The following is a 24,500-nucleotide window of genomic DNA, read 5'->3' as shown; positions in this document are numbered from 1 at the left end:
AAGGGGCTGCGTCCCTCGGACACGGGCCGGTAGCGTGGACAGAGGGCCCTCGAGCGCGCGGCCCGAGGGGAGACGGAGAATCCGTGGATGACAGCTCGGTCCTGCTGACCGTCGTGATCGTCGTCGCCGTGCTCGGCGGCATCTTCGCCGCCGGCTGGCACGTCTGGTACGCCATCGGACTCTCGCGCGTGCTTCAGGAGCGAGAGACCGAGCCCTGGCGGGCCTGGGTGCCGATCATGAACGAGGCGGAGCTCTTCCGGCTCGGCAACGTCGACCCCGTGAAGGCCGCGCTGCTGCTCGTCCCCTTCGTGAACGTCTACGCCCTGATCCTCAAGATCATGGCCGTGCACCGCATCAACAGCGAGGCGGGGCGTGGTGCGGGAACGACCGTGCTGGGCGTGCTGCTGCCGCCGGTGTGGGCCGCGGTGCTCTCCGGTGGTCGCGCTCCTGTCGCATCCCGGCAGCCCGCGGTCGCGCCCGGGCGTCCCGCGCCCGTGTTCGCCGTCGCCCCGCCGGCACAGCGCCCGCCCGCCATCCCGGATGCGGTCGTCGCGCCGCCCGTGCCCCCGGTCGCTCCCGCCCCGATGGCGCCCGGCGCGGTTCCCGTGGCTCCCGCGGCCGCGATGCCGGCGCCTGCGCCGAGTGGATACGGCCCCATGCGCCGCGGCGCGCCCGCGGCTCCTGCTCCGGCGGTGCCGCCGATGGCCGCGCCGTCGTCCCCCGCACCTGCTGCCGCTTCCGCACCGGCCCCCGTCGTCGCGCCCGCGCCTCCCGCTGCGGCGCCGCCTACTCCGGTCGCCCAGCCGCAGAGCGCGCAGTCGCCCGCCCCCGCCCAGCCTGCACCGGTCCTGCGCTCCGGTGAGCTCGAGCCGGAGCCCGCACCTCTGACACGTCGCGCGCGACGCGGCGCCGATGAGACGCCCGCGCCGATCGGATGGTCGCTCGCGCTCCCCTCGGGCGAGGTCGTCCCCGTCGCGGCGGCAGCGCTCGTGCTCGGTCGCAACCCGCGCGCCGCCGAGAGCGGCGTGCAGTACGTCGCGGTCACGGACGAAGCCCGCACGGTCTCGAAAGAGCACGCGCGCCTGGCCTGGGACGGCACGGCCTGGACGATCACCGACCTGGGCTCCACGAACGGCGTCAGCCTGCTGGACGCTTCCGGTGCCGAGCAGGCCGTCGCGGCGGGCGGATCCGCCCCTGTGACGGATCGCTTCGTGCTCGGAGACGCCGTCGTGCAGATCCGCCGCTCGAGCTGATCGGATCTCAGTCGCGCGGTGCGTCGTCGCGGTAGAGCCCTCCGCCGTGCCGGACCGGCTGCGCGGCCGCCGTCGCCGCCTGCCGACGCCGTGAGACGAACACCCCCAGTGCCCCGGCGCCGCCGATCGCGATGAGCGCCCCGACGGCGGCCGTGGTTCCGAAGAGGATCGCCTCCTCGTCGGGCGCCGGCTTGTGCACCACCGTGACGGGATCCGCGGCCGGCTGCTCCGGCGCGCCAGCTTCGCTCCCGGGGAACGGACTCGCGGGTCCGCGAAGTCCCGGCCCCGGCTGCATCACGATGGCGTCGTACGGCTGCACGACGCCCCAGCCCGCGCGGTCGTCACGGGCATCGGGGTCGCTGCGCACGGCGGTAGCCGTCAGGCGATAGGCCCACTCGGCAGGGGTCTCGTCGGGATGCGCGGCGGCAACGAGCGCCGCCGCCGCTGAGACGTATCCCGCGGAGTAGCTGGTGGCCGGGGCTGCATCGGCGTACACGCAGTCGCCGCCGAACTGCGAGGTCGTGATGATGCTCTGTCCGGGCGCGGCGACCGCCACGTGAGACCCGTGGATGCTGTCGTCGGTCACGACGCCCTGCAGGTCCGTGGCGGACACGCCCAGCACGCCGGGATAGTTCGCCGGATAGCGCGGAACATCGGCGTCGCTCTGCACGAACGAGAGCACGTTGTTGCGATTGCCCGAGCTGCCGATCACCAGACTGCCCCGAGAGATCGCGTAAGCGACCGCATCCGCGACCTCCGGGACGTCGTCGGTCGTGCTCATCGACACGTTGATGATCTGCGCCCCGGCATCGGCGGCCCATCGGATGCCGGCGGCCAACTTGCCGATCTGCGGCCCGAAGCCCGCCTCGGCCGTCTGCTTGTCGTCGCTGGCGAAGACGCGGACCGACAGGATCTTCGCTTCCGGGGCGAGGCCCTCGACGCCCGAAGCGTCGAGCTTGCGTGCCGCGATCTGCCCGGCGATGGCCGTGCCGTGCCCGTACACATCGGTCGAGCCGTCGGCGGCCTGGCCGTCGCCGACGAGATTCACTCCGCCCGCGAACGCGTCGACGAGATGCGGGTTGATCGCCAGGACGCCGGAGTCGACGACCGCGACCGTCACACCCGCGCCCCGCGTGATGGTCCAGGCCAGCTCGCTCTGCAGCATCGACAGGGCGGGGGGTGCTGCGCCGATGCGCGTCGCGGCATTGCAGCCCTGCGACGACTGCGCGGATGCGGCGGGCGCCTCCACGGGGACGGTGCCCAGCAACACGCCCGCCAGGGCGGCCGCGGAGACCGCGGCCGCGACCCGTCGCAGCGGACGCGGACTCATCGCGCGAGCGGAGCGCATGCGCTCAGCCTCCCGCTGTGGGCGTCGGCAGCGGCTGCGAGCCGTCGGTCGACATGCCGGCAGCGGCCTCGGTCAAGGCCGGTCCTGTTCGCAGCAGGTCGATCCACACGTCCGCGGCGGTGCCGATGTCGTCAGGAGTGAAACCGAGTCGGGCGATCGTTTCCTCGGTGGCGCCGGGCAGCGCGTAAGAGGTTCCCGTGGCATCGACGAGCGTCACCAGTGCGGTGTTCTGATCGCCGCGGCCGCCCGAACGGACCAGGGCGCCGGCGCCCGCGGTCACGCGCACCTGGGCGGTGACGCTGTCGGAACGTGGCTGAGTGGCCAGCACGGTGCGGGTCTCGGCGTTGTCGCCGACGAGCGCGGCGCAGGGCCGGTCATCGGTGTCGATGGCAGTGAAGCTCTGCGTCGGCCAGTCCGCACCACCGGCGCGCTTGGCCGCGGAGGGAAGGCCGCCGGTCTCCGCCTGTGTCACCTCACGCACCTGCGCGCTCTGGCCGCCGAGCTGGTAGAGCTGCCAGGCGAGGGGGGTGAGCTCGGCGAGAGTGCCGTCCGGCTGCACGAGAGAACGCTTGTCCTCGGGCTCGCCCGTGGCGTGGACGACCTCGCCGACGCGCAGCGACGTGCCTTGCACCTGAGCACCCGCGTTCGATACGCGCAAAGGGGCGAGGTCAGCACCCGGAGTGAAGAGGTTCAGCCAGTCGACGGGCACCTTCACGGGGTTCAGGGTGCCGATGCCGGCGGCGCGCAGCACCGCGTCGCCGTCGTTCGCGGAGACCGCGAAGCGCAGCCCGTCGGAGATCACGTACCGCGAGCCGGCAGCATCCACGACGACCGCTCTCCCGCTCGCTTCTTGGGGTGCCGTGCCGCCGATGCGCACGTCCAGGGCGGCGTCATCTGTGACGCAGGCGCCCCAGCCGCTGTTGGTCAAGCCTGCGGGGGTGGGGATCTCGTCGGGCGCGCCGACGATGCCGAGCGTGGGCCCGAGGCGGACCCCTTCGAGATTCTGCTGATCCGTGTCGATCACCTGGAAGTCGCTGGAGGGCAGGATGAGACGGGCGCTGGCGGTGTTGATGACGGGATAGAGCACGCCGTCCTGGGTGATGAAGCGCGACCCGGTGTCTTTGACGATGATGAGCTTGCCGTTGTCCCAGCCGTTCGGCAGACCCGGCCGGATGAGTCCGTAGAACACGCCGACCAGGATGACGCCCACGGTCAGCGCGATGGCGGCGATGACTGCGCGTAGCGGAGCTGTCGGCTCGAGCTCCTTGCCACCCGGCGCGCCGCTGACGAAGGCGGTGAGCAGGCGTCGGCGCGAGAAGGTCTGCGCTTCGATGAGGTCGTTCTTGGTCGCCATGGATCAGGCCAGCCCCGCCGCGATGACGCCCAAGGGCAGCAGCAGCGCGAGCAGCACGAGCTCGACCGTGTCGGACACTCTCGCGAGACGCGTGCGCGCCTTGGGGGAGAGCAGGGTGACCGTGACCACGATGGCGGCGGCGACGCCGAGCGCGATGAGCAGCGCCGTGCGCAGCCCGGGCTGCGTGAGCGAGATCGTCAGACCCGATGCGGCGAGTCCCGCGGTGCCGACGGCCATGATGGCGAGCACGCCCGAGCGGGCGTAGGTCTGGCGGGAGGGGAACATCATGCCGAGGAAGGCGAGCGTGCACAGGATCGCGCCCACCACGCCGTCGGAGGCCACGAGCGGAGTGGCGGCGAGCACGGCGATGCCGAGCGCGACGCGCAGGGCGACGAGGGTGCGCTGGCCGCGCGCCGTGCGCGCCCGTACGTCGGCGGCGTCGATGGGCTGGGGGTCGGCGAACATGTCCGCATCGCTCTGCGGAGAGATGACCCGCAGACGCGTGGAGCTGAGCACGAGCCACGGCAGCGTGCCGGAGAGCGTGCCGACGATTCCGATCATGAGGGCGTAGGGGGCGATCGTTCCCTCGGGCAGCAGGGCCGTGATGGCGGCGGCGATGCCGACCACTCCGCCCAGCGCCACCGGAACAAGTTGCACCTCGGCGCGGTCGGGCATGAGCGCGAGCGTGGCGCCTCCGACGACGAGCATGCCGAGGCCGGCGGCGGCCAGCGGCCAGCCCCACAGATCCAGCGAGGCCGGGACGGCGAGGTATCCCGAGAGGGCGGCGAAGACGGATGCGGCGATGCCGAGCCCCTGGCCCGCTTCGAGCTGGCCGAGCCGTGCGACGACGGCGGCGACGGTCGCGAGGATGACGGCTCCGCCACCGGCGATGAGTGCGCCGAGCCCCAACGAGGGGCCGGCCGCCAGGAGGAGAAGTGCGCAGAGGCCGAGGAGGGTGAGGCTGACCGCCAGAGCCGTGCGGGCGTTGTCCCGCGCGGTCCACGGACGGTTCTGCTGGCCGGTGGCGTCGATGACCGCCTCGACGATGTCGTCGTACACCCGCGGCTGCGCGATGAGGCCGCCGCGTGCGAGGGTCAGCACGTCACCGTCCGAGACGCCCTGGGGCGCGGCGCCCTGTGCCGCATCCAAGACCGTGCCGTCGGCTTTCTGCAGCGCGTAACCCGCGTAGGTCATCGTGGGGTCGAGCACGCCGAGGCTGCGCGCGAAGCCCGGCATGAACTCGATCAGCGGCACGTGAGCCGGAACGCCGATGTCGAGCCGGCGCCCCTCGCTCTGCACGGAGATACGCAGTAGTGCGCGCGGCGCGCTGATCGTCTGGGCCACGGTGCGGGCTCCCCCTCCGGCTCGGGCGACAAGATGCGCTGTCCTCGCGCGCCGCCATTCTATGGTCCCGTGCACGCGAGCATGGCTGCTGGACGGCGCAGCGTGGGTGGGTTATAACGTGAGAGAAGTCTCATGGCAATGCCCTGTGGAGAGCTTGCCCACCCCTCGAAAACCTCCCTAGCTTTAGATCGGTCGGTTTCCTACGCCCTTCACCTCAAGAAGTGCGGCCGGCTGGCGGGAACGCCGATGATGAGGGATGAGGGGGAAGTCGTGGCAGATGTGATCTCCGCTGAAGAGGGTGCTCTCAAGCGCGGCGCCCAGGCAGTCAACACGGCCAAGGCCGGTGTCGACCAGCAGGTCAAGAAGGTCCGTTCCGAGATCGAGCAGGTCTCCGGATTCTGGACGGGCGCCGCAGCCGGCGCTTACACGCAGCTCATGGCGCGGTGGAACCAGGAGACCACCAAGCTCAACGAGGTGCTGGTGACGCTCGAGGAGGCCCTGTCGGGCACCGAGCGCGACCAGGCCGCCTCGGAAGAGTCGCACCAGCAGACGATCTCCGGTCTCAACTCGATGATGGGTGCCTGACGCTTCGGCGCAGGCTATCGGAAAGGAAACGTCAATGCAGTCCATGTCCGTCCGTCCCGAGCAGGTCATCGCGCTCTCGCAGCAGATCCGCGGTGGTGCCAACGGGATCAAGTCTCAGCTCGAGACCCTCGAGTCCGAGGTCGGCAAGCTTCGCGCCTCCTGGAACGGTGAGGCGCAGAACGCCTACGACGACGCCCAGCGCAAGTGGAACCAGTCGCTGATCGCCCTCAACACGCTCCTCGAGCAGATCGCGGCGAAGACCGAAGAGATCTCGCAGGGCTACGTCTCGACCGACCGCTCGGCCGCCGGGCGCTTCGCGCTCTGACACACCTCGTGTTGCGGGTCGGCCGGTGATCAACCGCGCCGGCCCGCATCCGACTTTCACCTACAGACTTTCCGGGGGAACACCATGAGCTCCATCACTCAGATCGCGTTGGATCTCGCGCAACTCGCGCAGAACATCGCTCGTCTTCAGGAGCAGGCGGCGGCCATCCCCGACCGCGCGCGGGTGGCGCAGGTCGAGGGGGCCAACCAGGAGGACGCGCAGCGCACCTACTTCCGCAGCCTTGAGGTGCTGGCCGCGCGCATCGGGCAGAGGACCGAGGTTGTGCGCCGGTACGTCGACGCCAACGCCGAAGCCCTTCAGAAGGCGGCTGACGCACTGCAGAGCACGGACGGCGACACCTCTGCCGAGGCGCGACGCGCATCGGCCTTCATCGAGGCCTCCATCGCCAGTGCCCCCCCGGCGCCCGCAGGGCCCTCCTCCACTTCGGCTCCCGCTCCGACTTCCGGCGCGGCCCCTAAAGCCTGGTGAACCGCTTCGACCGGCGAGCTCGACCTCGCCCGCTCCGCAACAGTCTCCTCGCCTTCTCTTGCGTCGGCGTCATGATCTTCGGCGCCGCGGCGCCGGCGTCCGCCGCGGGCGACGAGGATGGCCAATGGTGGTACGAGGCGTACGGTGTTGCCGACGTGCATGCCGAAGGGTGGACCGGCGAGGGTGTGAAGATCGCGGTCGTCGACACGCAGATCAACCCGGATCTGTCCCGACTTCGCAGGCACGGCCCTGACGGTGGCCGACGGCTCTGCCTGCGTGGGAGAGAGCCCGTCGACGTCTGAAGCGACCGCAGGGGCTCAACACGGGTCGACGGTGACGTCGATGCTCATCGGCAACGGAACCGGCGTCGCCGGGACGAAGGGGATCGTGCCGGATGCGTCGGTCACGTTCTACGGGGTCGGTGCTACCGCTGACTGCGATCCGCTGCCTGAAGTGGCCGAGTCGAAGCTGACGCCGATCGTCTGGATGATCAAGAGGGCGATCGACGACGGTGCGGATATCGTGTCGGTCTCCATGGTCGAGGGTGATGCCAGCCTTCCGGGCGATCAGGTTCTCGCGGAGGCTGCGGCGAAGAAGGTCCCCGTCGTCGCGGGCAATCCGAACGATGTCTTCAAGGAAGGCCTCAACCCGGCCGGGCTCAACACCGTGGTCGGCGTGAGCGCGGTCGATTCGGATCAGAAGCTTCCGATGGGCGCATTGGGTGTGGAGAACCAGGTCGCCTTCACGACGGTGGTGGCTCCGGGAGTGAACATCGCAACGATTGGCGACGGTTCGGATTCGGGGTTATGGGATGTCGCGGGGCGTGCCACGGGTTCGTCGTTGGCGACGCCGCTCGTGGCGGGAATTCTGGCTGCGGCGAAGCAGAAGTACCCGGACGCGACCGGCAACCAACTGATCCAGTCGCTGACGCGAAACACGGGTGCCGAGGATCACGAGGTCCAGTACAGCGACAGTGACGGGTTCGGATACGGCGTCGCATCGCTGCGTCACACGCTCAGCAAGGACCCCACGCAGTACGAAGACGTGAATCCCCTCATGGGCAAGGGAATCGGGCCGACAGAGGAAGACATCCAGGCGGCGGCTGCATCTCTCGCGTCGCCGGCCGAGACCGAACAGCCCTCCTCGCCCGACAACGGCAGCGGCGCATTGGCGCCGGTCCTCATCGGAGTCGGAGTGGGTATCGCAATCCTGATCATCGCGGGGGTCATCGTGACCGTCGTGCTCGTTCGAAGAAGTAATAGCACCCAGCGAAAGGGGCAGTCATGAGCGAATGGGAGCAGCGCCTTCGCAACCTCGCGGAGGGCCCTGCGTGGCAGATGCCGAATCTCTCGGCCGTGGGGCCGGCGTTGACCTCGCTGACGACGCTGATGAATCGCGTGGCCAGTGAGACGGGATTCACCGGCCAGACCGAACGTGAAGCCGTCGACCAGATGCAGAAGGCCAAGGCGGACATCGAGGAGCTGAGAGGCTACGTCGAGGAGCTTCCGCGGCTGATCAACGCAGCCAACACCCGCAAACAAGAGGCGCAGCGCTACCTTGACGCCCTCGACTCCGGGTCGCTGAGTGCCGACGCGCAACAGACCATACGCAATGCCGCGGCGGGCGCGACGATCGTCTTCCCCGGCTTCTCGGTCATCGCCGGAGAGGGCGCCATCGCGGCGGCCAACTGGTTCCTCGGGTCTCAGCGAGAGGCCCAGGCGAGGTCCGGCGTCGAGGCAGTGAGCAACGCACTCGACCAGGACTCCGCCGCGTTCCCGGACCTGCCGCCCATGGAGAACGTCTACGGCAGCATCCCGAACCTCCCCGATGAACTGCGTGACACGAACATCGACACGGGTGGTCCGTCCACGCCCAGTTTCCAGAATTACCCCGATTACAACGTGCCGCCCGGTGTTCCGCCGGGGCAGGGCGGAGTGATCATGCCCGGCCCGGATGGCGGCGGCCCGCAGTGGTATCCGGATGATCCGAACGACCGTCCGGTCGGCACGCGGCCCATCGCCTACGTTCCCTCCCTCCCGGCTCCGGGTGTCATCGTGCACCCGGATGGTCCGGTGGACGGCGGGGTCGGCCAATACCCCGGCGGCGGTCTCGGCACGATGCCCGGTGGGGGCACCCTGCCCGGAGGCTCTGGCGGACTCGGCGGGATCGGTTCCGGTGGTGCGGGATCCGGTGGTCTCTCCAGCGGGTTCATGGCGGGCGCCGGCGGCGCCGCTGCCCTCGGCGGTCTGGGCAAGGCCGCCGCAGCGGGTGGTCTCGGTGGCCTCCGCGGCGCCGGTGGCCTCGGCGGCGCCGGTGGCGCAGGCCTTGCCGCGCGCGGCGGTGCCGGTGGTCTGGGCGGTGGTCTTACGGCGAATGCCGGCGGCGGCGCTGGTGGCGGACTGCTCGGCAAGGGCGGCGCCGGCGGTGCCGGTGCAGGTGCCGCGGGGGAAGCCGCTGGCGGGTCGCGTGGCGCCACGGGCATGATGGGCGGCGGCGGTGCGGGTGCGGGTGCCGGCGGCGGCGGTCGCAACGACAAGAAGGGCCGCGGTCTCGGCGGACCTATCGCGCCGTCGATCGAAGACGATGCAGAGTTCGGCCCTCGCTCCGAGGGTGCGGGCGCAGGGGGAAGGGACTGACGCATGAGCGAGAAGATCTCCGCAGAAGAGGGCGCGCTGCTGCGCGGTGCCGAGGCGGTCTCCGCGACCTACCTCGACATCGCAGACAGCACCCGGCGCGTGATCGCCGAACTCGACCAGATCCAGTCGATCTGGCAGGGGGAGGCTTCGCAGTCCTACGCGCAGATGATGCAGACGTGGACGGCGGGCGCGCAGAAGATCAACCAGACGCTGGTCCACCTGGAAGAGGCGTTGCGTTCCACCGAGCGCTCGCAGAACGCTCTGGAGGAGCAGCACCAGTCCACCATCGGCGGTCTGGGCGCGATGATGGGAGGAGCGTGAGATGGGCGATCTGAGCATCACTCCGGCGGCACTGACCGCATCCGCTAGTGAACTGCGCCGCGAGTCGCAGCGCATCGAGGGTGCGCTGCGTGCGCTCGAGCAGGAGGCGAATCGCCTCCGTGGCAACTGGGACGGCGCGGCCCGCGTGGCCTACGACAACGCGCAGCGCGCGTGGTCGATGGAGTTCGAGCACATGAAGACGGTGCTCGCCCGTATCGCCGCGGCGACCGAGTCGATCGCCGAGGACTACGTCACGACCGACCGCAACTCGGCGAAGCTGTTCCAGCGCTGACGGACACGGTGAAGCCGCCCGTCGACGCGGGCTGATCCTGGTATCGGGGAGCGAACGAGCGCGTTCGCTCACCGATGCCGCTTCATGACGGTCGGGATGCTGCCGGGCGGCGTGACCCGCATCCGGGTCAGGACTGGGCGAGAGCCCGCGCGGCGTCCAGCTCCTGCCGGAAGGCCGAGAGACCGGCCGCGGGCAGCTCGAAGCCGACGCTCGAGCCCGCGTTCACGACGAGCCCTTCGCCCGATGGCATGCGACGGATCAGGTCGGCCCCGGTGAACGTCACCATCCACGGTGCGAGGGCGTCGAGTTCGCTCGCGAGGTCGGGGTCGGTGAACACGGCCAGCACGCGCTCGGAGGCGCCCGGGTAGTACACCGGCTGGAAGCCGCGGAAATCCTCGCCGGGGTCGCCACCGCTGGGCACGTAGACGGTGGATGCGGCGAACGTCCACAGCACGGTCTGCATCGTGAGGCGCTGTTCGCGCGCCTGCAGGATCGCCAAGTCGACGACGGTCGGTTCAGTCATTGCCCACCTCGTTCGGGAAGCGCTCGCGCGCCTCCTCGTCTGTCATCGGACGCAGCCCCCGACTGTTGTCGAACCACCACGTGCGGCACACCTCGCAACGATAGAGCAGGTCGACCGGAGAGGTCGATGTCACGAAGCGCGGCTGCCCGCCGCTGTACGCGCCCTCCCGGCACACCGGGCATCCGAGTTCCGTCGCGGCGCTCAATACCGTCTCACGAGCACCCACGCTCCATTCTCCAGCTTCGTCAGCACGGCATTGCTGCGCATCGCATCGCCGCCGGCGATGAGCGTCTCACGGGTGGAGTTCACCAGGTACGCGCCCGTGCCCGTGTTGACAGCGGTGTGACCGTACGTGGTGCTCGTGTTCGTGGGGTCGGGGTAGAAGTGCTCCCACCCGCCGGAGTCCGCCACCGTCGGACGACGCAGCTCGCTGGGGTCGACCGGGAAGTGCACGGCGTAGATGTCGCCGCCGTTGAGGTACGCGTCCTGCGCCATCGGCGCCATGCCGGTCTCCCGCGCCGCCTGCGCGGGGGTGTGGATCCTGGCGGCATCCTCGGTGGGCATGGCCCACACATCCGAGCCCGACCGACCGAGTGTCGCCGCGGAGTGGTCGTAGTGCTGCACGACCTGGTCGCTGAAGATCGACGTGTGATACCCCTCGTCGATCATGCTCTTCAGATCGGTGGCGGAGAGCGGTTCTCCGACGCGGGCATGGATGGTGGGGCCGTCGGGCACACGCACCGAGGGTCCCGAGCCGCCGCCCTTCAGCACGCTGCTGAACAGATCGCCCGCCCGCTGCAGCAAGCCCTTGAGGTCGTCGAGGAGCTTGCCGAGGTTCTTGCACGAGCGCAGCACCTTCGTGACCGTGTCGCCGACCGTGGTAGCGAGCTGGCTGACGCGCGTCGTGACCTGCCCGATGACGACGGGCGTGGCGAGGCCCACCGTGACCACGAGCTCGGCGGCCCACGAGATGATCGCCCCGGCAAGCTGCGACAGTACATCGCGGACGAGATCGTGCACGACCTGCACGATCGTCGACGCCATCTGCAGACCCGTCGACATGGCGCCGGCCCAGGATGCGGCGCCGGACAGATGCTGCGCGACATCCTGCTGGAATCGGCGGTAGGCCTCCATCGCCTCGCCCGCCATCTCGTCGACCTGTCCGACGACGTGGGCGAGCTCCTGCGCCGATGTCTCGAGCTGGGTCTGGATGTTCGACCACGTCTGCGCAAAGGCAGCGACCTCGCCCGCATTACCGGCGAAGTCGTTGAGCCAGCCCTTCAACGGTTCGAGGTGGTCGATGATCCAGCCGAGCCCCGCCCCGATCAACGACCCCAGCGGGTCGATCGCCGTCGCGGCCACATCGATCGCGAAGCCGACGCCCGCAAGGCCCCCCTCGACCCAGGAACCGGAGTCCACCGCGGCGACGAGCTGGCTGCCCGAATCGAGCAGGCCCGCGCCGCTGAACGGCGTCGCCGTGTCGACCGGCGCCGCCACCAGCACGTTCGCGGTGCTCAACCGAGTCCCTGACCGAGCGTGTTGATCCCCTGAACCACGTCATCCTCGAACGAGGCCATGTCGCTGCCGACGCCGCGCAGCTCCGTCGCCGATCGACGCAGCATCTGCTCGGCCGAGCCGATGGCCTGCTGCGCCATCGCCGCCGCGATCTGCGCCGGTGGAACGAGGAACGAGCACAGCACCCCGAAGGCGCCGCCGCCCATGTTCGTGGAGCCTGCCGCATCCCGTGCCACCGACACGTCCGAGGCGACGAGCTCGACCCGCGACGCCTGGGCCGAGATCAGGTCGCCGTCCAGCGCGATGTGAGCGGCCATCACGCCCACCGCACGTTCGTACCGCCGTTCGACGGAAGGGCCTCGGCGATCTCGGCGCGCAGGCGTTCGGTGGCGCCGGCCTGCTCGCCGAACAGCTCCGCGGCGATGCGCACCGCCTGCTCGCCGGCCTGGCGCTGGGCGGTGCGGGCGGTGTCGACGAGCAGACGGGACAGAGCCTGCGGCGAGAGCTCCATCGCCGCGTCCGACAGGTCCGCATCGAGAAGGCGGCCCGATGCGTCGACCGTCACGCGCAGTTCGCGTCGGGGTGAGCTGGCCGTGGCGCGCACGTCGGCGACGTCGCGCTGGAACTGCTGACCGCGCCTGGCCTGTTCCTGCGCGGCGGCGATCTGCTGTTCGACGCGTGCGATGGACGCGTCGGCATCCCGCATGAAATCGTCGCTCACCTTTGGCACGTTACGCCTCTCGGTGAGAGCCTCCCTGCGAAACCGGGGCACCTGTGGAGAACCGAACCGAGCGAGGGCCGAGACCCAGCGCGGATGCCGCCGCAAGCTGCGCCGCCGTATCGACATCACGGCGCAACGTCGAGTCCGCCGGCACCTCGAGGCGTACGCAGCCGAACGCCAGATGACGGGCCAGGGAGTCCGTGCCGAACGCGCTCAGCCACGCCACCCCCGCCCCCGCGGTGACGAGGGTCGATCCTGTGCCCTCGGCGTCGGCGACCACGGCCCGGTCGACGCCGGCGGCCGCCTCCAGCGCGCCGCGCAGGTCGTCGGGACGCAGCGCCGGCAGGTCACCGAGCAGCGCCGCGCGAGGCATATCCGCTGCGGGCATCCCGAGTGCGATCGCCGCATTGAGCCCGCGCGGCTCTTCCTCGGCGACCACCGTCACCCCACCGATCGCCGCCGCATCCGCTGCCGTCTGCCGATCCGCGGTGACGACGACCACGCGCGCGACCGCGGCAGCAGCCGCCACCGTGTCGAGCCCGACCGCGCGCACCAGCTCGGTGCTCGCCCCCAGCCGCGACTTGCCGGAGGCCGCCGCCTTCAGCGGGACGACGACCGTCCAGTCTTGGTTCACGCGAAGCGTGCGCGCAGACGCGGGAGGATCTCCTCGCCGTAGGCGCGCAGGAACTGCTCCTGATCCTCGCCGGGATCGTGGAACACCAGATGCCGGAAGCCGAGCTCGACGTAGCGGGCGATCCGCTCGACGTGCTCGTCGGGATCGGTCGAGACGATGAACCGGGATGCGGCGCGCTCGATCGGCAGCTCGGCGGCCCGACGCTGCATCTCGATCGGGTCGTGGATGCCCATCTTCTCCTCGGCACTGAGCGCCAGCGGAGCCCAGAAGCGCGTCTTCTCGAGTGCCGTCTCGCGATCGGCGGCGTAGGACACCTTGACCTCGATGAGGGTGTCGACGTCGTCGCTGGAGCGTCCCGCCTTCTCGATGCCCTCGGCGAGGGCGGGAAGGAGCGTGTCGGTGTAGAGCTTCGGGTCCTTGCCGCTCGTCGTGATGAAACCGTCGGCGATGCGCCCGGCCAGACGCGTGGCAGCGGGCCCCGCGGCGCCGATGTAGATCGGCACGGGAGTCGTCGGGCGGTCGTAGACCGTCGCGTCGCTCACGCTCCAGAAGTTGCCCTCGTAGGTGACGCGCTCGCCCGCCCACAGCTTCTCGATGAGGGTGATGGCCTCCTTGAGGCGCTGGAAGCGCTCGGGCGGTTCGGGCCAGTCGAGGCCGAGGGTCACCTCGTTGAGCGCCTCACCCGTGCCGACGCCCAGAATCACGCGGCCGGGGAACATCACCCCGAGCGTCGCGAACGCCTGCGCGACGACGGCCGGGTGATAGCGGAACGTGGGCGTGAGCACGCTCGTGCCCAGAAGCACCCGTGAGGTGCGCGCGCCCACGGCGCCGAGCCAGGGCAGTGCCGCCGGAGCGTGGCCGCCCTCGTGCATCCACGGCTGGAAATGGTCGGAGATGAACACCGAGTCGAACCCGACCTCCTCCGCCAGCACGGCGAAGTCGGCAAGTCGATCGGGGGAGAACTGCTCGGCCGAAGCCTTGTAGCCCAGACGCAGCGGAACGGTCATGACTCTCCTCTCGCCCGCGACGCGTCGCGGTGCAGCGGGGCCGGCAGGAACTCCGACCCGTCGGTGGAACCCAGCATGGCGCGGAAGGCGTCGACGGTGTCGGGCCACAGCAGGGTGAGCCTGCCCGACCGTGCGTCGACGTACCAGTTGTCGCAGCCCCCGGTGAGCCAGGGGCGGGATGCGGCCGCCGCATCGATGCGCGCCGTGTACGCCTCCTCCGCATCCGGGCGCAGCCGCAAGACGTCGTCTCCCGCGCGGTCGAGGCAGCGCGTGACGTACTCCGCCTGCGCCTCCAGCATCAGCAGGGAGGAGTTGTGTCCGAGTGACGCGTTCGGGCCGTTGAGCACGAACAGGTTGGGGAAGCCCGCAACGACCGTCGAGGCGTACGAGGTCATCCCCTCGCTCCAGTGCTCGGCCAGCGTCGTGCCTTGCTCACCCGTCACGAGCTCGGCGTACGGCTGCTCCGAGGCGGCGAAGCCGGTCGCCAGCACCAGCATGTCGGCCCTGTAGCGGGCGCCGGACGCGGCGACGAGCTCGCCGCCGTCCACGCGCGCCAGCGCCGACGGCTCGAAGCTGACCGCATCCGAGGCGACGGCCGGATAGAACTCATCCGACAGCAGCACGCGCTTGCAGCCGAACGCGTAGTCGGGGGTCAATGCGCTGCGCAGGGCGGGGTCCGCCACCTGCGCCTCGAGGTGGGCGAGGGCGACCGCGCGCGCGCCGCGCGCCGCGTCCTCATCGCCCGAGCGCGAGGCGAAACGCTCCTCGCCCTCGCGATACAGCTCGTCGCGCAACCGTGTCAGCTCATCCGGATGCCGCGCGAAACGGCGCCGATCGGCGGCCGTGTAGTCCACGTCGCCCCGCGGCACGATCCACGCGGGCGTGCGCTGGAACAGCACGACCTCGGCGCCCTGCGCGACCAGCGCGGGCACCAATTGCACGGCAGAGGCGCCCGTGCCGACCACGGCGATGCGCCGCCCGGCGAGGGGCGCGGTGTGATCCCAGCGAGCGGAATGGAACAGGGGGCCCTCGAAGCTCTCGAGCCCCGGGATCTCCGGGATGGACGGCTCCGTCAGTCGCCCGCAGGCGAGCACGAGCCGGCGGGCGGTGACATCCTCGCCGCGTCCGGTCTCGACGAACCAGCGTTCGCCGTCCCACGCCGCGGACTGCAGCGGGGTCTCCAGCAGCAGGCGCTCGCCGAGTTGCTCGGCCTCCGCGATGTGCTGCAGGTAGCGGTGGATCTCATCGCCGCGGGCGAAGAGTCCCGACCAGTCCGGCCAGGGGTGGTTCTCGAGCCCGTACAGGTGAGAGGGCACATCGCACGCGACGCCGGGGTACGTGTTGTCGCGCCAGGTGCCACCGACCGAGCTTCCCCGATCCAGGACGGCGAACGACTCCCGCCCGGCCCGCCGCAGGGCCGAGGCCATCGCAAGGCCGCCGAAGCCCGCGCCGACGATCGCGACGTCGACCTCGCGGGTCATCGTGCTGCCGCCTTGCGCTCGTCGGACGGCTCGCCGTACACCGTGGTGCGCTGACGCAGCGGGCGGAAGAGCCGACGGGCGAGTCTCGTCGCATTCACGAGGGGAAGCTGGTTGCCCGCTTCGATGCCGGCCTCGGGGCGCACACGGCCGTCGAGCAGCGTGCCGCCGAGGTCGTCGCCGCCCGCCTGCAGAAGCACGGCGCTCGTGTCGAGCCCGTGCCGCGTCCAGGGGATCTGGAGGTGCGGGATGCTGCCTGAGAGGAACAGGCGTGCGACCGCCGCCATCGCGCGGTGCTCGTCGAGTGCCGAGCGCCCCGTCACGAGACCGACGCCGCCCGCGGGACCGGGGAGGGGGATCGGCACGAACTCCGTGAACCCGCGCGTCTCGGACTGGATGCGGCGGAGGGTGCCGAGGTGCGCGATGCGCTCGGCCGCGGTCTCCACGTGTCCGTAGAACAGCACGCTCGTCGAGCGGAATCCGGCGCGGTGGGCGGCCGTGATGGTCTCGACCCAGCGATCGATCTCGAGGTCGCCGGGGGCGATGAGGCCGCGCACCCGCTCCGACAGCACCTTCACACCCGTGCCCGGCACGGTGTCGACACCCGCATCCCGCATCGCGGCGAGGGCCTCGTCGAGCGTGAGTCCGGTTCGGGCGGCGAGGTCGTGCACGTCCTGCGGACGGTACGCGTGCAGGTGGATGGCAGGAGCGGCGGCGCGCGCGGCGCGGACGATGTCGAGGTACGCGGTCGCGGCCTCGTCCGGCTCGATGAGGCCCTGGATGCAGAGCTCCGTCGCGCCGAGGTCCCACGCGTCGGCGGCGATCGCCGCCGCATCCGCGAGGTCGAACTGGGCGGGCGTCTGCGCGCCCGCGGCGCGGAAGCCGGTGGGGGTGAGGTTGCGGTTGACCGCGATCGTGATCGCCTCGCCGACCGTGTAGCGGCGCACGTCGTCGGCGATGCGGGTGAGGTCGTCGAGCTCGCTGCCCGCCGCCTCGAGCAGCCGCTGCCACTCGGTGTCGTCGAGCACGAGAGGGTCGGCCGCCGCCCGCTCCGCCAGCTTCCGCACGGTGCCGCCCGTGCCTGTGCCCGCGTGCACCCCGCTCATGCTCGTGCCGCCCGTGCTCGTGGCGCCCGCCGTCCCGTGCTCGAGGGACGCGTGTTGCGGCTCGGAGCCCGCCGGGGCCGCGTTTCGGGTCCCTTGAACAGGGACCGCGGCGCGGGCGAGGTGGGTCGCGGGGTCGGCGAGGGCGGCGGCGGGGGCGTGCATCGCGGGATCGAGCCACGTGTCCGCGTCGGCGAGGTACTCGGGATGGGCGGTCAGGCGTTCGTGCAACTCGTAGCCGAGGGACGCGGTGGCCGCCGCCAGATCGTCGACATGCGGCCAGGGGCGCTCGGGGTTCACGTGGTCCGCGGTCAGCGGCGACACTCCGCCCCAGTCGTCGATCCCGGCTGCGACGAGCAGGGCGAACTCGGCCGGGTCGGACAGGTTCGGCGGTACCTGGATCCGCATCCGCGCGCCCATCACGAGCCGCGCGGCCGCGACGACCGTCGCGTACTCGAGCAGGTCCGCATCCGGGGCGTCCTGCATCGCGGTGCGCGGCTTCGCGCGGAAGTTCTGCACGATGACTTCCTGGATGTGGCCGTGCCGCTGATGGGCGTCGCGCAGCGCGACGAGGGATTCGGCCCTGTCGAGGGGCGTCTCGCCGATGCCGACGAGGATGCCGGTGGTGAACGGGATGCGGGCGGCCCCGGCATCCTCGATCACCTGTAGCCGGAGCGCGGGATCCTTGTCGGGGGAACCGAAGTGGGGCTGGCCCGGTGTCTCGAAGAGGGCGCGCGAGGTCGTCTCGAGCATCATTCCCATCGAGGGTGCGACGGGGCGGAGGGCACTCAGCTCGTGCGCGTGCATGACGCCGGGGTTCAGGTGCGCGAGCAGGCCCGTCTCGGCCGTGACGAGGCGGGCGATCGCAGCGACGTAGTCGAGTGTCGATGCGTATCCGTGCTCGTCGAGCCAGGCGCGCGCCTCGGGCCAGCGCTCCTCCGGACGGTCGCCGAGGGTTAGCAGCACCTCCTTGCACCCGAGGGCCGCGCCCTGTCGCACCACCTGCAGCACCTGCTCGGGCGACATGTACGCGGGCTTGTTCTTCTTCAGCAGCTGGCCGGGGGTGTCGACGAAGATGCAGTAGTGGCACCGGTCGCGGCAGAGGGTCGTCAGCGGAACGAACACCTTGCGCGAGTAGGTGATGATGCCGGGGCGTCCCGCGAGCGCGAGCCCCTCGTCGCGCAGAGCGGATGCGGCGGCCAACAGGAGGTCGCGGTCGGCGCCGTCGGCGGTGACCAGAGCGAGCACCTCGTCGGTGCTCAGTCGTTCGCCCGCTCGGGCGCGGTCGATCACGTGGGCGACGAGCACGGGAGCCGTCTCGGGCCCCACATCTGACCGGAGGTCGGTACGAGGCGTGGGCACCGGTCCAGTCTTCCACCGCCGTGCGCGGTCGGGGTCGCACCAAGCTGGCGGATCGTTGTCCGTCTGTGAGCAAATTCGCTGCCGCCGCCGAAGGGTCGCTGGCAGACTTGGAGCATGGTGACGCTCATGCTCGACTCGGGACACCTCGAGATCGTGCTGTCGGGCGCCGAGAAGGCGCTGGCATTCCGTAAGCGGAATGTGACGCTCGATCGTGCCGCGATCTCGCGGGTGCAGCTGACCGACGATCCCTGGACGTGGCTGCGCGGCGTCCGCTCGCCGGGAACCCTCATCCCCGCGACACTCGCGATCGGAACGTGGCGTTATGCCGGCGGCAAGGACTTCGCCGTCATCCGCAAGAACCGTCCCGGCGTGGTCATCGACCTCGCGGGCGACACCGAGTTCCAGCGACTGGTGCTCGGCACCCGGCACGGCGAGGCCCTCGTGCGTGCACTCCGGGTCGATGCGGGAGACGACCCGACAGACATCGTCGAGCTCGCCTCCAGCTGAGCCGAGTCGCCGAGAGCGGGGGTCAGCCGACGTCGCGGCGCCAGCTCGAGAAGTGGCCGAGCACAGTGAGCAGCAGGCCGTAGGCGAGCAGCACGAGGCCGCCGACCCACCACTCGAGCGGCTGACCCGCATCCCCTCCGGTGCCGGCGGAGAACAGGCTCGCGCCGACCAGGGTGTCGCTCGCGGCGCCCGGCAGGAACCGGGCCGCGTCGCTCAGGCCGGAGACGAAGGCGCCGCCGAAGCGCAACAGGGGCTCGATGAACTGCGTGAAGGCGAGCACGATCACGACCGCCGCGACCTGGTTGCGCACCACGAGGCCCACGCCGATGCCGACCACGACCCACAGCACGAAGGCGATGACGATGCGGCCCAGCATCGCCCACGTGGCCGACGAGTCGAGGCCCGTGTGCTGCCCGAACCCGGCCAGGATGCCGGCGGCGGGACCCACGGTGACGATCAGTGCCAGAGCGGCGTAGACCAGGCCCATGACGGCCCCGGCCAGCACCTTCGCCGCAAGCACCCGTCCGCGTTTCGGCGTCGTGAGGAAGGTCGGGGTGAGCGTGTTGTGACGGAACTCCCCGGTGACGAGCAGCGTGCCGATCAGCAGGGGGAAGACGTAGCCGACGGATGCGGCGAGGCTGTAGATCAGAGCGCTGACATCACCCGGCACGCCCGTCGCCGTGAGGCCGCCGCCGCTCGACGGGAGGGCGCCGCTCGCGGCCAGCGCGAAAACGACGGTCAAGCCCGCCGCCGTGAACCCGACGTATCCGGCGAGCACGATCCCCAGGATCCACCAGATCGAGGTGGTGAACTGCTTGGTCAGCTCGGAGCGGGTGACGTTCACGAGGCTCATGCCCGGCCCCCTTCCTCGCGGTCGTCGGCTTCGGGATGCGGCTCGGTCCCATCCATCGGCTCGGTCATCTGGATGGCCTCGGTAGGTGCCGGCTCTGCCTCGAGTGCCGGCTCGGCCTCGGATGCGGGGGCGTCGGCATGCTCGTCGCTCGAGGGAGATGCGGCCTCGTCGGCGGCGGCGTGCTCGTCGTCCGACGCCGGCGCGGGCTCGTCCACGTCCACGTCCGCGGCCCGGTCGGCCGGCGCATCCTCGCCGGCAGCCGCAGCATCCTCACGGGCGGCCTCGACGGCCCCCTCGGGAACGGGCGTGTCCAGCGGCACCTCCACGTCGGGCGCCTCGGTGATCTCCGACGTCTCCGGGGCGGGGTCGTTCTCGGGCGCGAGCGGTGCGTCTTCGTCGACCGCGGGGATGGCCGCGACCACGCCCACCGGCGGGTGCACCCTCGTGCCGTCGACCAGCGCGAGGAAGATCTCCTCGAGCTCGGGGCCGCGGCGTTGCAGGCCAGACAGGGCGATGCCGGATGCGGCGGCGAGTGCGCCCACCTCGACGGGCTCCGCTCCGCGCACCGTGAGCCCCGAGCGCAGCACCTCGAACGAGTGCCCCGCAGCGGTGAGCGCGGCCTCGAGGGCGGCGCGATCGGGGGCATCGACGACCGTCGCGTACTCGTCGGGGTCGGCGAGGTCTTCGATGCCGCCGTCGAACACGAGGCGTCCGCGGGCGAGGATCAGAAGGCGATCCGCGGTCTGCTGGATCTCCATGAGAAGGTGCGAGGAGACGAGCACGGTACGACCCTCGTCGGCGAAGGCGCGCAGCAGCATCCGCATCCACTTGATGCCCTCGGGGTCGAGGCCGTTGGAGGGCTCGTCGAGTACGAGGACGCCCGGGTCCCCGAGCAGCGCCGTCGCCAGGCCCAGCCGTTGCCGCATGCCGAGGGAGTAGCCGCCCACCTTGCGCCCTGCGGCGTCCGAGAGGCCGACGAGGGCGAGCGTCTCGTCGATGCGGCCGGTCGGCAGTCCCGCCGCCTGTGCGTACACCTTCAGGTGGTTGGCGCCGCTGCGACCGGGGTGGAAGCTCGACGCTTCGAGTGCGGCGCCGACGGTGCGCAGCGGGTCACGCAGCTCGCTGTAGTGCGATCCGCCGATCGTCGTCGTGCCCGAGGTGGGCCGGACGAGGCCCAGCAGCATGCGCAGGGAGGTGGTCTTGCCCGCGCCGTTCGGACCGAGGAACCCGGTCACGAGGCCGGGCTCGATACGCGCGCTCAACCGGGAGACGGCATCAATCGTGCCGAATCTCTTGGTGACCTCGGAGAACTCCAGGATCTGGCCGTCGGGCATGGGAACCTCCGTCAAGGTCAGAACGTTTCTCCATTCTGGCGGAAATCCGCGGAAAATCGGGGATCGACTCTCGCCGATCCCGTGCGGGCACTCCGGCGGCGCTAACGTGGCGGTCATGAGCGGTACGGATGCGACGGTGCTGGTGCGGTCGGATCAGGGGGTGGGGCGGCTGACGCTCAACCGTCCGCGCGCGCTCAACGCGGTCGACATCGATATGGTGCGCCGACTCGCCGGAGCCCTGGATGCGTGGGAGCACGACGCCGATGTCGAGGTCGTGCTGCTCGACGGCGCGGGCGAGCGCGGCTTCTGCGCGGGCGGCGATGTGCGTCTCCTCCGCGAGCAGGCGATGAGCTCCGACGCGGAGCGCACCGCCGACTTCTTCCTCGCGGAGTACGCGCTGAACGCCCGCCTCGCCGAATATCCGAAGCCGGTCGTCACGATCGCCGACGGGATCACGATGGGCGGCGGCGTGGGGCTCGCCTCCCATGCCGGGCACCGCGTGGTCACCGAGCGCTCGCAGCTGGCGATGCCCGAGACGCGCATCGGTTTCACCCCGGACGTCGGCGGCACCTGGCTGCTCGCGCACGCGCCCGGGCGCATCGGCGAGTACCTCGCGCTGACCGGGGGCACGATGGATGCGGCCGACGCGATCTACGCGGGGTTCGCCGACCACCTCGTTCCCGCAGACCGCGTCGACGCCTTCCGTGACGCCCTCGAGACCCGCGCGGACCCGCAGGGGCCGGCCGAGCTGGTGCTCCTGTTCGACGAGACACCCGACACCTCGCGGCTCGAGACGGCGAGAGCGTGGATCGACGATGCGTTCGCCGCCGACTCGGTGAGTGAGATCCTCACGCGGCTGCGCGCGCATCCCGAGCCGGATGCGGCCGCCGCCGCCGACCTGATCGCCGCGCTCTCGCCCACGGCGCTGACCGTGACGCTCGAGGCCGTGCGCCGCGCGCGGCGCAAGAGGTCTCTGCGCGAGGTGCTGGAACAGGAGTACGGCCTCGTGATGTGGTTCGCCCTCACCCAGCCCGACCTCGTCGAAGGCATCCGTGCGCAGCTCGTCGACAAGGACCGGTCCCCGCGCTGGCATCCCGCCTCGCTCGACGACCTCGATCCCGAGATCGTCGATCAGGCCTTCGGTTTCCGGCCTCCGCGGGCGCTCTGGGGCTGATCGTGACTGCGGGGGAGAAGCGGAAGCGCCGGGCCTACTCCATCGGCGTCGCACTCGACGGCTTCTTCTTCGTCTTCGCCGGCCTCGCCTCGATCTGGCTCGCCTACCTGAGCTTCACCGAGACCTTCCGGGTCGGATGGTGGGGCATCCCGCTCGCCGTCGTGTTCTGGGTGCTGCTGGCGTACCTCGTGCTGCCGCGGCTGCACCGCATCCTGACGATGATCTACGTGCCCGACTACTTCATCGGCCGCACGCGCACGAGCGACGGATTGCTCGGCGACCCCGTCAACATCGCGTTCATGGGCAGTGCCGAGCAGATCGAGGAGGTGCTGCGCCGCGCGGGCTGGACGAGGGCCGACCCCGTGACCCTCGCCTCCTCGTGGCGCATCATCACGTCGACCCTCACCAGGCGCAGCTACGACGAGGCCCCCGTCAGCCCGCTGTTCCTGTTCTCGCGGCAGCAGGACTTCGCGTACCAGCAGGAGGTGGACGGCAACCCCGCGCAGCGGCACCACGTGCGCTTCTGGCGGTGCCCGGACGACTGGCTGCTGCCGGGCGGGCGCCGGGTGGAATGGCTGGCCGCCGGCACCTTCGACACCGCCGTCGGGCTGTCGCTGTTCACGCTGCAGGTGACTCATCGCATCGACGCCGACACGGACATCGAGCGCGACCACATCGTGCAGACGGTGACCGCGGCGGAGCCGCGCGTGAGGGTGGACGTGATCGCGGACTTCTCCACCGGTTATCACGCCCGCAACGGCGGCGGCGACAGCATCCGTACCGACGGTGATCTGCCGATCGTGGACGTGCGGGGGGTGACGGCGTGAGCGAGAAGGTCCCCCGCAAGCGCACGGCGTTCGAGTCACCGGCGCGCCTCGCGCGTCCGCTCGCCCACGATCCGGACATGCCGCGGCCCGCGGCGACGGTGGCCGGCGGACTCCTCGTCCTGCTGCGCGTGCTGGCGGGAGTGATCTGGCTGCTGGCGATCACCCTCGAGTGGCGTCACATCGTGCACGACGCATCGATCATGATCGACGGGGTTCCCCTCAGCGAGCAGGAGCGGGCGCTCGGGCTCGGGTTCGTCTGGCTCGTGGGCGGCGCCGTCCTGCTGTTCGACGCCGTCATGGCGATCTTCGTCCTGCGCGGCGGCAACCGCTCGCGGGTCACCGTGCTCTTCTTCTCGGTGCTGTCGATCAGCGTCGCCTTCTCGACCTGGTGGGTGCAGGGCCAGGACATCCGCATCAGCAGCACCCTGCTCAACCTCGGCCTCGACATCCTGGTGCTGCTCGCTCTGTCCAGCCGCAAGGCGGCGGCGTACGCGCGACGCAACGAACGCCGCTGAGCTCACGGCGCCCGAACAGGCGTGGCCCGGTAGCCTGGACGCTGCCGTGCGGCAGGTGAAAGCGAGGCGGCGTGTTCGACAGTCCCCTCTCCGCGTCCGCGTACGACATCCTCCAGGTCGCGTCCGATGCCGACGACGAGACCCTGCGGCGTGCGTTCCGGGTGCGCCTGCGTGAGACGCATCCCGACACCGGCGGCGACGCGGTGCGCTTCGTCGAGGTGCAGCGCGCGTGGGAGCTCGTGGGCACGCCCGAGGCGAGGGCGGCCTACGACCGAGGCCGGGGTGCGGTAAGTGCTGCGCCCGAGGCGGAGGGAGCGTGGACGCCGCCGCGTGCACGGCAGGACACGCGTCCGCGCGCCCGATCGGCCGGCCAGCCCGGTGGCTGGCGGCGCGAGCGCTACCTGACCCTCATCCGCGAATGGGTGGGGCGCGGCGCGGAGGTGCCCGACCCCTACGATGCGCAGCTGGTGCGTTCGGCGCCGCGCGAGATCCGGCGCCTTCTGGCCGACGCGCTCGCCGAGGAGGCGACCGCGCGCATCGTCGCCGATCTCGGCATGGGCTACAGCGTCTGGCACGACGTGGCCGCATCCGGTCGCAGCGGCGACCTCGACGAGAAGCTCGACCACATCGTGCTCGGCCCGAGCGGCCTGTACGGGGTGCTCTCGGAGGATTTCGGCGGACCTGTCGGCTTCCGCCGCGGCGAGATCATCGGCCCCGCGGTCGTCGGCGCTCCCGTCAGCGATCTGCTGTCGCGGATGCGGGTCCTCGCCCGCGCCGCCCGGGTGCGCTTCAGTGGCGCGATCGTCGTGCTGCCCGACAACGACCTCGCCCAGCAGATCACCGAGCTCGGCACCGTGCGCGGCACGCCCGTCGTGGTCGCCGGCCGATCGGCGCTGGCCACCGTACTGCGTCGCGGCGTGAGCGGGGCGCGCGACATCGGCGGCAACGAGGTGTTCGACGTGCGCACGCGCCTGGACGCCACCGTGCGCTTCGTCTGACC

Annotated in this window: 27 protein-coding genes and 1 pseudogene; 14 read left to right on the top strand and 14 right to left on the bottom strand. The window is 71.0% G+C overall.

What is annotated here, in order from left to right; genetic code table 11:
• The first annotated feature begins 83 nt into the window (after nt 1-83).
• Nucleotides 84-1,253 (top strand): FHA domain-containing protein, encoded by a 1,170-nt coding sequence (locus QE374_RS07400; protein WP_309733543.1) that lies wholly within the window; start codon nt 84-86, stop codon nt 1,251-1,253.
• A gap of 7 nt (nt 1,254-1,260) precedes the next feature.
• On the opposite strand, the gene QE374_RS07395 is transcribed toward QE374_RS07400, so the two are convergent.
• Genes QE374_RS07395 through eccD form a run of 3 tightly spaced genes read right to left on the bottom strand, consistent with a single transcriptional unit; the run spans nt 1,261 to nt 5,299 of the window.
• A complete protein-coding gene (locus QE374_RS07395; protein WP_309733541.1) occupies nt 1,261-2,601 on the bottom strand; it encodes a S8 family serine peptidase in 1,341 nt (446 codons plus the stop codon).
• A 4-nt stretch (nt 2,602-2,605) separates the two neighbouring features.
• On the bottom strand, nt 2,606-3,955 hold the full coding sequence (gene eccB, locus QE374_RS07390) for a type VII secretion protein EccB (protein ID WP_309733538.1): 1,350 nt from the start codon (nt 3,953-3,955) through the stop codon (nt 2,606-2,608).
• Between the two features lie 3 nt (nt 3,956-3,958).
• Complete coding sequence (gene eccD / locus QE374_RS07385; protein ID WP_309733536.1) at nt 3,959-5,299, bottom strand: type VII secretion integral membrane protein EccD; 1,341 nt, start codon at nt 5,297-5,299, stop codon at nt 3,959-3,961.
• A gap of 270 nt (nt 5,300-5,569) precedes the next feature.
• On the opposite strand from eccD, the gene QE374_RS07380 reads away from it, so the two are divergent.
• The 8 genes and pseudogenes from QE374_RS07380 to QE374_RS07345 all read left to right on the top strand — a co-directional run bounded on the left by QE374_RS07380 (nt 5,570) and on the right by QE374_RS07345 (nt 9,947).
• Nucleotides 5,570-5,884, top strand: coding sequence for a WXG100 family type VII secretion target (locus tag QE374_RS07380; protein ID WP_137418805.1), 315 nt, complete (start codon nt 5,570-5,572; stop codon nt 5,882-5,884).
• A gap of 43 nt (nt 5,885-5,927) precedes the next feature.
• Nucleotides 5,928-6,209, top strand: coding sequence for a WXG100 family type VII secretion target (locus tag QE374_RS07375; protein WP_137419266.1), 282 nt, complete (start codon nt 5,928-5,930; stop codon nt 6,207-6,209).
• Nucleotides 6,210-6,293: 84 nt separating this feature from the next.
• The gene (locus QE374_RS07370) at nt 6,294-6,698 is read left to right on the top strand and encodes a hypothetical protein (RefSeq protein ID WP_309733531.1); all 405 of its coding nucleotides are present in this window, start codon (nt 6,294-6,296) and stop codon (nt 6,696-6,698) included.
• 71 nt (nt 6,699-6,769) lie between these two features.
• Nucleotides 6,770-7,000, top strand: coding sequence for a hypothetical protein (locus tag QE374_RS07365; RefSeq protein ID WP_309733529.1), 231 nt, complete (start codon nt 6,770-6,772; stop codon nt 6,998-7,000).
• Nucleotides 7,001-7,040: 40 nt separating this feature from the next.
• Nucleotides 7,041-7,631 (top strand): annotated as a pseudogene (locus QE374_RS16110) (S8/S53 family peptidase); the annotation flags it as partial.
• A 350-nt stretch (nt 7,632-7,981) separates the two neighbouring features.
• Nucleotides 7,982-9,334, top strand: coding sequence for a hypothetical protein (locus QE374_RS07355; RefSeq protein WP_309733525.1), 1,353 nt, complete (start codon nt 7,982-7,984; stop codon nt 9,332-9,334).
• 3 nt (nt 9,335-9,337) lie between these two features.
• The gene (locus QE374_RS07350) at nt 9,338-9,655 is read left to right on the top strand and encodes a WXG100 family type VII secretion target (RefSeq protein WP_137418809.1); all 318 of its coding nucleotides are present in this window, start codon (nt 9,338-9,340) and stop codon (nt 9,653-9,655) included.
• A 1-nt stretch (nt 9,656) separates the two neighbouring features.
• Nucleotides 9,657-9,947 carry a WXG100 family type VII secretion target gene (locus tag QE374_RS07345; protein ID WP_309733520.1) on the top strand — a complete coding sequence of 97 codons (291 nt, stop codon included), beginning with the start codon at nt 9,657-9,659 and terminating at the stop codon, nt 9,945-9,947.
• Nucleotides 9,948-10,074: 127 nt separating this feature from the next.
• On the opposite strand, the gene QE374_RS07340 is transcribed toward QE374_RS07345, so the two are convergent.
• From QE374_RS07340 to cofG, 9 genes are all read right to left on the bottom strand, one after another.
• Nucleotides 10,075-10,470 (bottom strand): SseB family protein, encoded by a 396-nt coding sequence (locus QE374_RS07340; RefSeq protein ID WP_309733518.1) that lies wholly within the window; start codon nt 10,468-10,470, stop codon nt 10,075-10,077.
• Nucleotides 10,463-10,603: a hypothetical protein gene (locus QE374_RS07335; RefSeq protein ID WP_307320390.1), complete on the bottom strand. Its 141-nt coding sequence runs from the start codon at nt 10,601-10,603 to the stop codon at nt 10,463-10,465. The genes QE374_RS07340 and QE374_RS07335 overlap by 8 nt, the downstream gene beginning before the upstream one ends.
• A 68-nt stretch (nt 10,604-10,671) precedes the next feature.
• Nucleotides 10,672-11,988, bottom strand: coding sequence for a hypothetical protein (locus QE374_RS07330; protein WP_309733515.1), 1,317 nt, complete (start codon nt 11,986-11,988; stop codon nt 10,672-10,674).
• On the bottom strand, nt 11,985-12,302 hold the full coding sequence (locus tag QE374_RS07325) for a hypothetical protein (protein ID WP_309733513.1): 318 nt from the start codon (nt 12,300-12,302) through the stop codon (nt 11,985-11,987). Before QE374_RS07325 ends, QE374_RS07330 begins: the two co-directional genes overlap by 4 nt.
• Nucleotides 12,302-12,706, bottom strand: coding sequence for a YbaB/EbfC family nucleoid-associated protein (locus QE374_RS07320; protein WP_309733511.1), 405 nt, complete (start codon nt 12,704-12,706; stop codon nt 12,302-12,304). The genes QE374_RS07325 and QE374_RS07320 overlap by 1 nt, the downstream gene beginning before the upstream one ends.
• A gap of 10 nt (nt 12,707-12,716) precedes the next feature.
• On the bottom strand, nt 12,717-13,340 hold the full coding sequence (locus QE374_RS07315) for an NTP transferase domain-containing protein (protein WP_309733509.1): 624 nt from the start codon (nt 13,338-13,340) through the stop codon (nt 12,717-12,719).
• Nucleotides 13,337-14,347 carry a glucose-6-phosphate dehydrogenase (coenzyme-F420) gene (gene fgd, locus QE374_RS07310; protein WP_309733507.1) on the bottom strand — a complete coding sequence of 337 codons (1,011 nt, stop codon included), beginning with the start codon at nt 14,345-14,347 and terminating at the stop codon, nt 13,337-13,339. Before fgd ends, QE374_RS07315 begins: the two co-directional genes overlap by 4 nt.
• Entirely contained in the window at nt 14,344-15,828 is a 1,485-nt protein-coding gene (locus QE374_RS07305; protein WP_309733506.1) for an NAD(P)/FAD-dependent oxidoreductase, read from the bottom strand. Before QE374_RS07305 ends, fgd begins: the two co-directional genes overlap by 4 nt.
• The gene (gene cofG, locus QE374_RS07300; protein ID WP_309733504.1) at nt 15,825-18,290 is read right to left on the bottom strand and encodes a 7,8-didemethyl-8-hydroxy-5-deazariboflavin synthase CofG; all 2,466 of its coding nucleotides are present in this window, start codon (nt 18,288-18,290) and stop codon (nt 15,825-15,827) included. Before cofG ends, QE374_RS07305 begins: the two co-directional genes overlap by 4 nt.
• Nucleotides 18,291-18,404: 114 nt before the next feature.
• Between cofG and QE374_RS07295 the strand changes: the two genes are divergently transcribed.
• Complete coding sequence (locus tag QE374_RS07295) at nt 18,405-18,797, top strand: hypothetical protein (RefSeq protein WP_309733502.1); 393 nt, start codon at nt 18,405-18,407, stop codon at nt 18,795-18,797.
• A gap of 22 nt (nt 18,798-18,819) precedes the next feature.
• Here the strand turns inward: QE374_RS07295 and QE374_RS07290 are convergent, their stop codons facing one another.
• A complete protein-coding gene (locus tag QE374_RS07290; protein WP_309733499.1) occupies nt 18,820-19,650 on the bottom strand; it encodes an ABC transporter permease in 831 nt (276 codons plus the stop codon).
• Nucleotides 19,647-20,984 carry an ATP-binding cassette domain-containing protein gene (locus tag QE374_RS07285; protein WP_309733497.1) on the bottom strand — a complete coding sequence of 446 codons (1,338 nt, stop codon included), beginning with the start codon at nt 20,982-20,984 and terminating at the stop codon, nt 19,647-19,649. The genes QE374_RS07290 and QE374_RS07285 overlap by 4 nt, the downstream gene beginning before the upstream one ends.
• 115 nt (nt 20,985-21,099) lie before the next feature.
• On the opposite strand from QE374_RS07285, the gene QE374_RS07280 reads away from it, so the two are divergent.
• The 4 genes from QE374_RS07280 to QE374_RS07265 all read left to right on the top strand — a co-directional run bounded on the left by QE374_RS07280 (nt 21,100) and on the right by QE374_RS07265 (nt 24,498).
• Entirely contained in the window at nt 21,100-22,158 is a 1,059-nt protein-coding gene (locus tag QE374_RS07280; RefSeq protein ID WP_309733495.1) for an enoyl-CoA hydratase/isomerase family protein, read from the top strand.
• Between the two features lie 2 nt (nt 22,159-22,160).
• Nucleotides 22,161-22,985 carry an LssY C-terminal domain-containing protein gene (locus QE374_RS07275; RefSeq protein ID WP_309733494.1) on the top strand — a complete coding sequence of 275 codons (825 nt, stop codon included), beginning with the start codon at nt 22,161-22,163 and terminating at the stop codon, nt 22,983-22,985.
• Nucleotides 22,982-23,500: a hypothetical protein gene (locus QE374_RS07270; RefSeq protein ID WP_309733492.1), complete on the top strand. Its 519-nt coding sequence runs from the start codon at nt 22,982-22,984 to the stop codon at nt 23,498-23,500. Before QE374_RS07275 ends, QE374_RS07270 begins: the two co-directional genes overlap by 4 nt.
• A 71-nt stretch (nt 23,501-23,571) precedes the next feature.
• Nucleotides 23,572-24,498, top strand: coding sequence for a J domain-containing protein (locus QE374_RS07265; protein WP_309733490.1), 927 nt, complete (start codon nt 23,572-23,574; stop codon nt 24,496-24,498).
• Nucleotides 24,499-24,500: the final 2 nt, after the last annotated feature.

Source organism: Microbacterium sp. SORGH_AS_0428 (assembly GCF_031453615.1).
In the GTDB taxonomy this organism is placed as follows: Bacteria; Actinomycetota; Actinomycetes; order Actinomycetales; family Microbacteriaceae; genus Microbacterium.
The sequence above is the reverse complement of the archived record's forward strand: the minus strand, read 5'-3'. Positions and strand labels throughout refer to the sequence as shown.